Here is a 12,560-nt window from a genome sequence, read left to right as displayed (position 1 = left end):
TGATCAGGGGTTATATGTTTCGGGCAATATTTTATCAATGATAATATCCTGGAACAAGCCGGGATCTGTTTCGGGTAATCCATGGCCTGCATCTGCAAACAGGAACAGATCCTTTTTTGGCGCTGATACTTTATTAAAATATTCTTGTGTAATGGAATGATTGGTCTGATAATCTTTTTCGCCTGCAAAAAAATAGACAGGACAATTAATGGCGGGAAGGCTTTCAAAGAGATTGATGGCACAGGATTCAGACCATACATTGAACCAGACAACTCCCCAAGCTAGCACAAAGCTTTTGGGTAAAGTGAGGCTCACAAATTTTTGCCCATCGAATCTGAACAACCACTTGCGGTGATAATACAACTGTTCCGCATTTTCAAAAGGAATCTTTACCTGCGTAAGTTCTTTCTGCGCCTTTCTACCCATCCTTTCCTTCAGCAATTCCAGTGCTATCTTTTCACTTTCCCATGTGTTTATCACCGGGCTGATGGCAATATAAGCGTACAATAACTCAGGATATTTATCCGCTATATAAAAACCCAGTCCCGATCCCCATGAATAGCCTGCGAGGTAAAGCTTCGGCAGCTGGAATCGCCTCAGCAAACTATCGATCAGATCATGGGTATCATCATAAAATAAACGGAGTGTTAAGGGCCGGGATGATTTATTGAGCCGGAGCGTTTCTCCTGTTTCCCGCTGGTCCCAATGCACTACGACAAACTGTTGCTGCAATTTGCCGGTCATATGATCGGCTTTGCTGAGCACCGAGCTGCCAGGCCCGCCATGCAAAAAAAGCAACAGGGGTTTTGAACTATCTTTTCCTTTCATGCGGATATACTGCTTTATTCCGCCGATAGTAATGATCTCAGTCTTGTCGATAGGTGATTGACAAAATGACTGGTTGCTTAATAAGATGAACAATAAAAAACATCTCATATACTAATTTGTTATTTGAACTGAAAAACAAAACATTCCGTCATTAAGAGTACATCGTGTATGCATGATTATTAACTACTAAAGCTTCGATCTCATGTTATTTTATTTTCTTTCACCCGAAAGTACACTGCCCGGTATTTCGTAATAAGCTAAACAATTATCGTTGGCATCTTTTATATACGTTATTGCAAAATCAATCATTTTCATAAAGAAGTGTTGTCCACCGGTTATTCATTTTTTTTAAATTCAGCGCTCCTTTCCTGTGTCCATATCAGCCTGGTTACTTTCCCCTTTTCAACTATAAAGTCAATGGTGGTAGTGGTTCGCCTTATATCAGGAAGGATAAACTTTGTATCGGATTGAGCTGACAATACCATATTTTTTCCTGATCCGTTGGAGAGGTCAGCATATAGCTTTCCGTCTTTTTTATATACTTTAAGCTTTTCATTTATTTTAGGATCATCAGCATATTGGTAAACACCGGTGTAGCTATCCAAAACCGAATCGCTTACTATTACTGCGGGCGGTGCAGTTTTTCCCATTACCAGGTCAGCAATCATCATCGTTACATTCAGAAAGGCATCGTTCTCGGCATTAAATAAGGTGGCTACAAAAATATCCTGCCCGGGTATATACAATTCCATGGCCCTGAAACCATCTATTTCGCCGCCATGTGCTATGAATTTATTTGCACCCCAGTTGGCTATAAACCATCCATAACCGTACTCAGATAATTTTCCATCTGAAAGCCTGAAAGGAGTAAAAGCCTTTTCAAGCATTTCTTTTTTTATCAGCCTATAGGAATATAATGCCTGGTGCCATTTAAACAGGTCGGTAACATTCGAAACCAAAGCACCTGCACTAAAAACCTGAACCATACTTATATAATCTGCATTCCGGTATCCTGCACTGTCTTTAATATAACCTTTTACCCGGTTGGCTATTATTTTTGCCGGTGAGTCGTAATGTGTATCAGATAAGCCTGCCGGCTTGAAAATATTTTCCTCCAGGTATTTTTTGTAAGACTTTCCTGTTACCTGTTCAATAATAGAACCTAATAATAAATAGTTCGAATTGCTGTAATGATATTTCGTTCCGGGTATAAATTCTAATGGCAAAGGGGCAAGACTGTCAATAAATTGCTTCGGAGAAATATCAATCCTGATCGCATTGGGAATGTGAAAATCAAGCCCATCATATCCTGTTATTCCCGATGTATGTGTCAACAGGTTTTCAATGGTAATGATATGCTTTTTATAAGGAAAGTTTTTAATAAATTGCTGAATACTGTCATTTAAAGAAATTTTCCCTTCTTCAACTAATTTCAAAATTGCTACAGCTGTGAATTGCTTGGTAACAGAACCAATTCTGAAAATCATGCCTGGGTGCATGGGCACATTTAGCTCCAGATCGGCAATACCAAAAGCTTTTTTATAAACGATCTGCCCTTTTGAGGCAACCAGCACGGCACAGCCGGGAGCTATTGATTGATAACTGCCGGAAATCAATTCATCAATTTTTTGCGATAAATCATTACCCACTGAAGTTTGTGCCGCTGTGAACACCGGAAATGGCAGGAATAAAAATGGGAACAGGATATTTCGCATGGAGAAGTATTTGAATGCAAACCTCCATGTAGTTGCTGAAATAAAGGAAAAAACAATGTCTCAAATCCGGATTTGAGAAGTATTAACCCTAAAATGAGAGGTGATCAGGGCGTTCGGGAACCTGTTTGCGAAATTCAGAAGGTGACATACCAGTAAGTTCCTTAAACGTCCGCTGAAAAGTAGCCTGTGAATTAAAGCCGCATTCCATGGCCACACCGGCAATGGTCAGGTTGTTTGTTTCGGCTTGCTGCAGTTTTGTCTTAATTGCTTCAACCCGGTAATAGTTGACAAACTCATTAAAACTTTTCTGCAGGTGCTGGTTGAGCACAGCGGATATTGTTTTTTGAGCTATCTGCGTATGCAGTGCCACCATAGTAAGATTGAGATTTGGATTCAGGTAAATTTTATCTTCTTCCATTGATTTTCGGAGAAGCAAAACAATTTCATCTATGTTGACACTGGTTGAGGAAGACGGGCTGGTTCCGTTCTTTTTTGCCGGCACAGTTTGTAGATGCGATACCAGGTAACCTTTTATTCCAAGCCAGTAGATCATAATAGCCAGTGGTATGTACACAGGATACCATTTAAAAGTGTCGAGCATCAGATTCGTATACCGGGGAATAACGTAAGGAACAAGATACAGCAACCAGATAAACTGGAAAACGAGAAAGATGCGGATAAACTGCTGCATCCATTTAAAGCCGGCGATCCGGCCATTAGTGATATTATTTTTACGTTTTAAATCGGAAAGATAGTTGGCCGCCAACCACAAATAAAACGTGATGGATATCCAACGGGGAATATCGGCGTATACATTATAATCATCAATAAAAATACCCCATGGTGCTGCGATAGGCTTGATCATTCCCATATAGACACCTGCAAAAAAAATGAGGACTGTTAATGAAGGAACAAGGTCGATGATAATGGGTAGGAAATAAAGACGGTGTTTTTTGCTCATTTTAAATTCCGGGTCAAGCGAAGACCGGATATAAAAATATACCAGCGGACCCATCGGCATCACAATCACCATTGGGATCAGTGCACTAAGGGTAGCCGTTAATCCATTCAGGTTAGTGACTCCAATCTCATTCAGGTAAAGGTTCAGGCTGGCAAGAGACATCAGGAAGATCAGCTTAGCCAATAAGCGATCGGGCAGTTTGTTTTTCTTTGAATAAAAAAGCAGGCAGCAAACAATAAACCCCTGCAGGGTTCCAAGCAGTATGATTGAATTAAAAAAGCCGGAGAAAGAGAACATGAAAGAACGCTTTGACTCTTGTAATTTAGTAATCCCCGGCGAATGCCTGTAAAAAAGGAAGTTAATTTTTCTTCACAGTGAGTTTCTTATTCTTTCCTTCTACAGGGTGTCTGTGCGAAACCTGGGCTCTCTATTGTGCCGCGGCAAGTATTCCAGGTACCCATTAAATGAACTTTATTAACGATCACAAAAAAAGAAGATAATACGGCACTCCTTCAAAAGCCCTTATTTTTGTCTTTCATCATAAGCAAAGCGTATGCGTCCTGTACTTATCCTTCTGCTTATTTTAACAGCCTGCGCTGACAAAAGCAGCAAACAAACCTCATCAACAGCTGACACAACCCAGGCAATCGAATTAGCCTTAAAAACAGTGCTTGTTGAACCTTTTCCCGAGATGGATGGCATCAAGAGGAAAAACAGCTTTAATGATTCAATTTTTCTAACCACAACTTTATTCCCTCTATCCAAGCTTCCATCCGCGGTAGATAGCTTCCGGTTTAAGATACTTCCGGATTCCGTTATATGCTCTTTCATAAAAACCGACACTGTTGTCGAACTGCCAAACTACCTGCGGCTTCAATCCTTTGAAAAAACAGATACCGGTTATTTTATTCAATTCGAAAGCATGGATTGCATTCCCTCGCCTTCGCGGGATGGCTCTGTAAGTTTGCACTTGTTGAAAACGAAAGATAAATATGTGTTTAAACACAAATAGACAACAAGGAATCTCACTAAGAAATCAAAATCGTAGTGGCAGATGCGATTGGGATGATCAATAACAATATTCAATCAGGCATTCTGTTAATAAAGCTTTGTCAGAACGTTCTTTCATCTGCTGATGGCCCATAGATTGATGGTACAGGAATATCATTCAACCGCATATAAACCGTTAGCTGACCACGATGATGCACCCAGTGATTGATTGAAGAGCTGATCGAATCTTTTTTAGATGAAGACATCAGCTGCTGCCCGTTGTTTTGTAAGACAAATTGATCTTCCAGTTTATCATCCGATACCTGTTGCAAAGCCTGTACAGCACTGTTGAAACTATCTTCATAATGTTTCAGTAACGCCTCCCCTGTAGATAATTGAAATCGTTTGTACGTCGCAAAGTCTATTATTCCTTCTTTAATGATATGCACGATCCACAAAGGAATTTCAGCCACCAGCAGTGCCAGGTAGCCTAGTTCCATCGATTTGGGATGGGGTTTGAAATCATAGATACGCTCCGGTATTTTTTCCAGGCATTTCCTTGTTGCGGTATCCTCCGCTTGTAATTCACGGGCATATAAATTAGCTAGGAAATTATTCTCCATAAAGTTTTTTGGAGTACCGTTTCAAAGATGATGCCTGAAGACGGGTGACCGGCCTGGAAAAAAATTATGCTTTTATCGGTATCCCAAAAATCGTTCTGCGGAATCTAACTGACAATATAGGGGAACGCGACAAATGTCCGGGTTCCATGAGTCATTCCTTTTGTTACAAGCCAAAAAAAATACCACCTCAATTTTAATTTGGATGGCATTTCTTTATTCACCCGGCAATAAACTTATTTACCCCTAAAACAGCTCCTCCTGCTGCAAATCAGCGGGATAAATTGTTGCTTTTACGATCTTTCCACATCAGGGGGACGATCCCGTTCTCCTGAATATCTAATAGAATAACAAAGTTGAATAGTTGTGCGGAGATTGCACATCCACCCCAATCTCAACGCTATTAAGTTACTCCCGCTTCCCGTGGGTATTCGCTGCTTTTCAGCGGAACTAAGAACAATGGGCATGCCTGGGTTCACAAATCAACGGAGTAAGTCTGGCATAAAAACAGGCAGGCAAAAAAGCATTTTAAACTGTCCTGCATACTATCAACGTATTATGCAGGACAGTTGCCTTTTAGTTTAAACACTGCTGCAGCTCACGCAACAACCTCTACCGCATATTTTTCCAACACTGTATTTGTGGTAGCGATAACCTGCATGGTTCCGTTGGAACTAAGCACCACATTTTTCAATGTATACAATCCTGCTTCATAGTTGGCAGGGACTGTCATACCTTCTACCTTGACATCTGCTGGCAAACTACCGCCGTCACCGGCTGCTATTTTTTCAATAACCTCAATAGTCTTCATCGGGCAGAAATACATTACCATCTTACCTGGATGACTTTCAAGGCGTACAGGTGAAATGTTAGCCGTTACTGTTTCCGCATGCGTCATTTTTTCTTCTTCCATTTTACGTCTTAGGACATGTGGTTGTGAAAAGGCGCTGGTTGTAATGGGTTTGGATGTTGTGGACTCGGGTGAACGCAACCCCGAATTTCCGGAGCCGAAGCCAAATAATGTTTTCATTGTTGAAGTTTTTAAATTTTCAATAATTGTTTGAGAACCCCGGTTAATCATACTAATCCGGTCAATAAACTTCGTTGAATTATTCTGTTCTGTTAAGGCAACCAGTAAAACCTATGAATCACTATTACCGTTTTATTCCTTCTTCTTTGCGTGAGCTATTGTTGCCTTATTGGTTTTGTGAGTGGCCACTCCGGAAGAACCAAAATAAAGGAATGAAAGCTTTATACTATAATTGACGATAAAAAACGCCGGATTGCTGCCCCAAGTTATAAAAAAATGGTTAAACTTTTTATTTAAAGTAGAAACAAAAAAAGTGCCGGTACGTTCGTGCACCGGCAATTATTTTCAAGTTTTTGATAAACGATATTAAACGGGCTATAGCTCCTTTTTAATTATTTTGCTTCCTTACATATTTCGTAAGTATTACAATCAGCTGTCCCTCGATCTTGCCTTCTATTTGTTCGGTATTATCTTCCACGAGCCGGATATTTTTTACTACGGTTCCCATTTTTGCATTTAGCGTAGAACCTTTTACATCCAGTGATTTAGTCAATACAATGGAGTCGCCGTTTTGCAAAACCTGGCCATTGCAATCTTTGTGCAGGTCGACGCTTGCATCGCTCTCATGATCGCCACTGGCCTTGGCCCAGGCCAGGCGTTCATCATCCAGGTATAGCATATCCAGGTTATCCATCGCCCAGCTTTCATGCCTTAGCCGGTTGAGCATGCGCCATGATACCACTTGTATCCCCGGCACTTCACTCCACATGGTTTCGGATAACCCACTCCAGTGGCTGCTGTCCAATTCGGCCTTTTTATCGATCTGCAACCGGCAATCATTACAGATCATTATACAATTGTCTTCATTTCTGCCTGTTTGCGGCAATACTTCGTATAGTTGAATGTTGTTCCCTGATTTACACAGCTCACACTTTTCTTCACTGCGTTGCAGCAATATTTCTTCCAGCTTCATATTACAGTTTTTAATGGGCGGCAAAGGTAGGTAAACCAGGTATTTCTACTTCAGAGATTTGCACCTGGACCTCAATGATCCTCCATCCTTTCTCATATTTAAAAAAAACAGCAATCGAAGCCGGTGTTCTCCCTACCTTAAAATCTAAGTATCAGTAAGCATTAAACCCTGATAATAAATCCAATTATCGGGATCTCTTTCTTCGCATGGCCTCTATTTTATGGAATAACATTCAACTCACCCGACTCACCGTGTTTATCATAACGATACCGGAAATGACCCAGGCTATATGCTGTATACCTATACTCACCACCTGCTGGCAGATCCGCAATAAAAAACCCGGAAAAATCTGTACAAATTAGGCTATGCGGAATGGTATCGGTATTGTGCCATGTAACCATCTGCCCCTTTTGAACGGACATTGAATCCGGTGCAAACCCGTAACCCATTATGTAAATAGTATTGGAAAAGCTTCCGCCGCATCCGGAACAACCACCCTGGCCAAAATCAGGTCCTGTGTCAAAATCGGGTGAACAAGCTGAGAAAAGAAGAAAAAAAACCAGCAACCCACAACCCGCCTTGTCAATTAAACGATCAATCTTTTTCATCGATTGGTGAATTGAATTCCTGATTACAACCATCGATATTTAGACGGGATACCTATGCGCAGGGTAAACAGCCATTGCAGCCCTGATATTGGGTGATTGAAATATTTTGAAAGCAAATCTTGTATTTTCTCACGAACCCTTCCGATACACCAAAGTTTTTTTACGTATTATAATTACCAAATCAACCCGAAACTGAAAAAGAATTAACGGATTGTTTATGGATATTTCGCTTTCGGCATTACATTCAAGTGTTGAAAAAAATCGCCGTATACAATATCAAGGGAGGCGTTGGAAAAACCACCACATCCGTAAACCTGGCCTGCTTCCTGGCCAAAAGCGGTTTGAGCGTTTTACTTTGGGATCTCGATCCGCAAGGTGGCAGCAGTTTCTTCTTCAACCGGCAAAATCACAACAATAATACCCATAGCCGTTTATTCGACCGGTATATCACTATCTACGATGTTATTCATTCCACCGAAAGTTACCAGATCGATGTCATCAGTAACGATGCTCTCTTCTCCGACCAGTTTATGAACCATGCATCCCGGATGACCACGGTAAATTTTGGCAACAACGAACTCATCCAGATTACGCTGAAAGAAGTGGAGGATGACTATGATGTTTGCATTTTGGATTGCTCACCCGGCCGCTTTTTGTTGCACAACAATATTTTTCATGCCGCAGACCTCATACTGAATCCCAATGTACCGGCACCGCTTTCTATCTATTGCAACAACCTGCTGATGGATTATTTTCAGCAAGATGATCTGCTGGCAAAGAAGGTCCTGAGCTTTTATAATATGGTCCAGGTGCACAAGGTGCTTCACAAACAATACCTTGACAATCGCAAAGATGCATCCTGGATGCTCGGGAGCTTCATACCCTTTTATACCGATATAGAACTGATCGGTCTTACCAAAGAATCTTTGTTTCACCAGGAAAAAGAATGCCGGGCCAATAGCTATTATCTCAATCTGTGGATGGAAATATGCCAGCGAATGCATTGGCAAAAATTGAATGATCTGAAAGGATTGTTGGTGGACATGCGCAAAGATGAACCGGCCGATGACTTCACTTCGGTTCTGCAAGCATCGGGTAAGTAGAAAATTGGTCTGCTTTTTTAGCAGCCGCCTTTCCCCACTATTAACAGCCTACAATTTATGTTCGGTCTCAAAAATTCTTCCTATCTTTTATTATTCATTGGCAGCACCCACACCCCCTGGAAATAATGGACCAGTCGAGGTCTTTCATTCTGTCTCTTGTAAACATTTCACCAGGTATCTCATCATTAACTCAATACTTTACAACATGAAAAAAGCATTTTTATGCGTTATGGTTGCCTTTACATTTATATCGTGCAATAATAACTCAAAAACAACTGAGACAACCAATGCCGCGGACAGTAAAGAAAAAACTGATACCGCAACCACATCGGCGCCGGCCATGAACCTGCCTTACACGGCGCAGTATTCCTCGCAGTTTAGTATAGGTGATCCAAAAATCACTGAAAAAATTCTTATCCTTTTTAAACAATGGGATGACAACAAGCTTGCCGACGGCAAGTCATTATTTGCCGACACGGTCCATTTTTATGCCAACAATTGGGAGTTTCATGGAACCAGGGACAGCTTCTTTACTGTATCACAAAAACAAAGAGATAATTATAAGGAAATTAAAACCGTTGTGCATGCCTGGGTACCCATGCACAGCATCGATAAAAATGAAGACTGGGCTTTGATATGGAGCACTGCTTATCTCACTGACAATAAGGGGAAGCTGGACTCCACGCATTTCCAGGATACCTGGCGCATCAATAAAAATGGACAGTTTGATATGATGTATGACTATGAAGCAAAAGCAGCAAAGCCGCCTGCTAAAAAATAACCTTGTGTAACAGATTAGATAAAACCCACCTTTCTTAAGTGGGTTTTATTTATTTATCAACGGTAATATGTTACCAGACCCTGAATCCAGGTCTTAGACCAAAAGCAAGGCGCCAGACAAAGGGCTATCGGATTTAAATAAATACTGTGCATCTTCATCGCTGAATAAATCAATCCAACTCCTGCATAGTACAATACTCACCTTTAATTCAGGATAATTCATAATCTTCGTAGAGTGGCCAGCCACATTGAAAACTTGACACATGCGATTCAATAACAAAACTGCGATTGTTACCGGCGCAGGCCAGGGAATTGGCTTTGAAATTTGCAGACAATTGGCAAAAGAAGGGGCAACCGTCATTCTTAATGATCTTGACCCGGTATTGGCGGAAAATGCAGCCAACCAGATTCAACAGGAGGTCAACAGAAAATGTATAGCCTTACCGGGCGATGCAAGTCAACCAGCTTGTATCACTTCAATGGTGACCAGGGCCGTCAATGAATCGGGCCAGCTTGACATTGTAATTGCCAACGCCGGCATCACTTTATTCGGTGATTTTTTTACTTACACTCCTGAAGCGTTTTACCGGGTGATGCAGGTAAACCTGGGAGGAACATTTTTTTTAGCACAGGCTGCCGCCAATCAAATGAAACAGCAAACTACCGGAGGATCAATGCTGTTTATGTCATCAGTTACCGCACACCAGGCACATAAAAACCTGGCTGCTTATGGTATGAGTAAAGCTGCATTGGAAATGCTGGCAAAAAACCTTGTGATTGAAATATCACGTTACAATATTAACATCAATACGATTGCACCGGGAGCCACTTTGACGGAACGCACCTTGAATGACCCTGACTATATTAATACCTGGTCAAAGATAACACCATTGGGAAAGCCGGCGGGAGTAAACGATATTGCCAACGCTGCTCTATTCCTGGTGCACCAGGAGTCCAGGCATATCACCGGCCAAAACATTATTATTGATGGAGGCTGGACAAGTATCAGCCCTTCGCCGTATGATTAAGTTTTCTAGAAAAAATTTGACGATGTACTGTCAATTCGCACTGAGTAGACCTACAATTGTTTTGATGCCCATATAACCCATCGCCGCTACAACAATCCATCCTGCAGTGGCGATCCAAACCGGGTGACGATAACCGTCTATAATCTTGCTTTTGTAAGCCGCTAATAAAATTATCGCCAGTGCAAAAGGTAAAATCAGTCCATTAATAGCTCCCGCCGCAATCAAAACTTTTACTGGTTGACCAATAAACGAGAAAACGGCTGTGGAGAAAACAATGAAACATACAATAACTGCTTTAAAATTTTTCGTGATGGCAGGATGAATCAATTTCGCAAAGGTGACAGAAGTAAAAGCCGACCCTACTACAGAAGTTATAGCGGCACTCCATAGCACCAAACCAAAAATTCTATAACCCGCTTTCCCCGCGGCGCTTTGAAATACGGTAGCAGCAGGGTTCCCTTTATCTAAAGTAATTCCCTGCCAAACGATGCCTAAAGCAGCAATAAATAAAATGAGCCGCATCAGGGATGCAATTAAAATGGCTGAAACAGCACTGGTTGAAACACGGCGCAAACTTTCCTTGCCATAAATCCCCGCCTCCAATAAACGATGAGCCCCGGCAAAACTGATATAACCACCGACCGTGCCACCCACAATAGTGAGAATGATCGTTTCATTAATCGTATCGGGAATAAATGTTTTGACCACCGCCTCGCCTATTGGCGGATTGGATTGAAAAGCCACAAAAAGTGTAAGCACAATCATTACAAACCCAAGCAATTTGGCAAAAGCATCGATCGCTTTTCCTGCTTCCTTCACCACAAATACCAATACCGCGATTACACAACTCACAACAGCTCCTGTCTGCACAGTACAACCCGTTAATACCTGCAACCCTAACCCAGCCCCGGCGACATTACCAATGTTAAAAGCCAAACCGCCCAGGATAATTAAAATTGACAAAACATATCCTGAACCTGGCAACAACCTGTTCGCCAAATCCTGTGCATATAATTTACTGACGCTGATAATGCGCCAGATATTTAGTTGGGCGCCTATATCAATTAAAATGGAAATGAAAATCACGAATCCAAAACTTGCCTTCAGTTCTTCCGTAAACTTGGTTGTTTGTGTAATAAAGCCGGGCCCGATGGCCGATGTGGCCATCAGGAATGCGGCGCCCAATAAAGGACCGGAAAGAAAGGATTTATTTTGCATGCAAAAGGTTGTGAATGGCTTTTGCAAATTCAACGGCATGCTCACCATCGCCATGAATGCAAATAGTATCGGCCTTTATTGAAACTTCTTCGCCACTTGTTGTACGAACTTTTCCTTCTTTCACCATTTTCAACACTTGCTCTGTCACCTTCTCCTTATCAACCAATAGCGCATCAGGCTGAGAACGGGGTGTAAGCGATCCGTCAGGCTGATAAGTTCTGTCGGCAAAAACCTCGCTGGCTGTGTTAAGTCCCAGCTTCTCAGCTTCCGCAATCATCACCGATCCTGAAAGCCCGACATACAGCAGCGAGGGATCAAAATCCCTGACAGCCTGCGCAAGAGTCTTCGCGGTGCTGGCATTGGACGCAGCCATATTATACAAAGCGCCATGCGGTTTTACATGATAGAGCTGGCTCCCGCAGTCCCGCGCAATGTGATCAATGATCCTTAATTGCGCCGTAACCAAATCATATACTTCGCTATCGGGTAAATACATTGGCGTCCGGCCAAAATTTTCCCTGTCTAAAAAAGATGGATGAGCACCTACATGAACATTATATTGAAGGCAAAGCAAGATGACTTCCCGCATGGTCGCAGCATCACCGGCATGATAGCCGCAGGCAATATTTGCCGAATCAATGTAGGGCATCAGTTGAGCTTCATTACCCACGCCTTCTCCCATATCACAATTAATATCTACCAAGAT

The 12,560-nt window shown here is 41.8% G+C and carries 13 protein-coding genes; 4 read left to right on the top strand and 9 right to left on the bottom strand.

Annotated elements, in window-relative coordinates; translation table 11 throughout:
* Nucleotides 1-3: 3 nt before the first annotated feature.
* The 3 genes from ACFEL9_RS06295 to ACFEL9_RS06285 all read right to left on the bottom strand — a co-directional run bounded on the left by ACFEL9_RS06295 (nt 4) and on the right by ACFEL9_RS06285 (nt 3,801).
* Nucleotides 4-936: an alpha/beta fold hydrolase gene (locus tag ACFEL9_RS06295; RefSeq protein ID WP_385887237.1), complete on the bottom strand. Its 933-nt coding sequence runs from the start codon at nt 934-936 to the stop codon at nt 4-6.
* Nucleotides 937-1,163: 227 nt separating this feature from the next.
* On the bottom strand, nt 1,164-2,543 hold the full coding sequence (locus tag ACFEL9_RS06290; RefSeq protein ID WP_385887234.1) for a serine hydrolase: 1,380 nt from the start codon (nt 2,541-2,543) through the stop codon (nt 1,164-1,166).
* An 88-nt stretch (nt 2,544-2,631) separates the two neighbouring features.
* Complete coding sequence (locus ACFEL9_RS06285; RefSeq protein WP_385887231.1) at nt 2,632-3,801, bottom strand: helix-turn-helix transcriptional regulator; 1,170 nt, start codon at nt 3,799-3,801, stop codon at nt 2,632-2,634.
* A gap of 256 nt (nt 3,802-4,057) precedes the next feature.
* Between ACFEL9_RS06285 and ACFEL9_RS06280 the strand changes: the two genes are divergently transcribed.
* Nucleotides 4,058-4,516: a hypothetical protein gene (locus ACFEL9_RS06280; protein ID WP_385887229.1), complete on the top strand. Its 459-nt coding sequence runs from the start codon at nt 4,058-4,060 to the stop codon at nt 4,514-4,516.
* Between the two features lie 100 nt (nt 4,517-4,616).
* On the opposite strand, the gene ACFEL9_RS06275 is transcribed toward ACFEL9_RS06280, so the two are convergent.
* The 4 genes from ACFEL9_RS06275 to ACFEL9_RS06260 form a co-directional block, all read right to left on the bottom strand.
* Nucleotides 4,617-5,117: a DinB family protein gene (locus ACFEL9_RS06275; RefSeq protein WP_385887227.1), complete on the bottom strand. Its 501-nt coding sequence runs from the start codon at nt 5,115-5,117 to the stop codon at nt 4,617-4,619.
* A gap of 595 nt (nt 5,118-5,712) precedes the next feature.
* Nucleotides 5,713-6,144, bottom strand: a complete 432-nt coding sequence (locus ACFEL9_RS06270) for a hypothetical protein (protein WP_385887224.1) — start codon at nt 6,142-6,144, stop codon at nt 5,713-5,715.
* Nucleotides 6,145-6,532: 388 nt separating this feature from the next.
* The gene (locus ACFEL9_RS06265) at nt 6,533-7,117 is read right to left on the bottom strand and encodes a PhnA domain-containing protein (RefSeq protein WP_385887222.1); all 585 of its coding nucleotides are present in this window, start codon (nt 7,115-7,117) and stop codon (nt 6,533-6,535) included.
* Nucleotides 7,118-7,335: 218 nt separating this feature from the next.
* Nucleotides 7,336-7,725, bottom strand: a complete 390-nt coding sequence (locus tag ACFEL9_RS06260) for a cupredoxin domain-containing protein (RefSeq protein ID WP_385887220.1) — start codon at nt 7,723-7,725, stop codon at nt 7,336-7,338.
* Between the two features lie 251 nt (nt 7,726-7,976).
* Between ACFEL9_RS06260 and ACFEL9_RS06255 the strand changes: the two genes are divergently transcribed.
* The 3 genes from ACFEL9_RS06255 to ACFEL9_RS06245 all read left to right on the top strand — a co-directional run bounded on the left by ACFEL9_RS06255 (nt 7,977) and on the right by ACFEL9_RS06245 (nt 10,636).
* A complete protein-coding gene (locus ACFEL9_RS06255; protein WP_385887218.1) occupies nt 7,977-8,828 on the top strand; it encodes a ParA family protein in 852 nt (283 codons plus the stop codon).
* 205 nt (nt 8,829-9,033) lie between these two features.
* Nucleotides 9,034-9,609, top strand: coding sequence for a hypothetical protein (locus ACFEL9_RS06250; RefSeq protein WP_385887215.1), 576 nt, complete (start codon nt 9,034-9,036; stop codon nt 9,607-9,609).
* A 262-nt stretch (nt 9,610-9,871) separates the two neighbouring features.
* Entirely contained in the window at nt 9,872-10,636 is a 765-nt protein-coding gene (locus ACFEL9_RS06245) for an SDR family NAD(P)-dependent oxidoreductase (RefSeq protein ID WP_385887213.1), read from the top strand.
* 30 nt (nt 10,637-10,666) lie between these two features.
* Here the strand turns inward: ACFEL9_RS06245 and ACFEL9_RS06240 are convergent, their stop codons facing one another.
* Together ACFEL9_RS06240 and ACFEL9_RS06235 are read right to left on the bottom strand one after the other, a co-directional pair.
* Entirely contained in the window at nt 10,667-11,854 is a 1,188-nt protein-coding gene (locus ACFEL9_RS06240; RefSeq protein WP_385887210.1) for an NRAMP family divalent metal transporter, read from the bottom strand.
* Nucleotides 11,844-12,557 carry a 5-oxoprolinase subunit PxpA gene (locus ACFEL9_RS06235; RefSeq protein ID WP_385887207.1) on the bottom strand — a complete coding sequence of 238 codons (714 nt, stop codon included), beginning with the start codon at nt 12,555-12,557 and terminating at the stop codon, nt 11,844-11,846. Before ACFEL9_RS06235 ends, ACFEL9_RS06240 begins: the two co-directional genes overlap by 11 nt.
* Nucleotides 12,558-12,560: the final 3 nt, after the last annotated feature.

The organism is Terrimonas alba (assembly GCF_042434975.1).
Taxonomy (GTDB): Bacteria; Bacteroidota; Bacteroidia; order Chitinophagales; family Chitinophagaceae; genus Terrimonas_B; species Terrimonas_B alba.
Note: the sequence above shows the minus strand (reverse complement) of the source record. Positions and strands in the feature narration are given on the sequence as shown.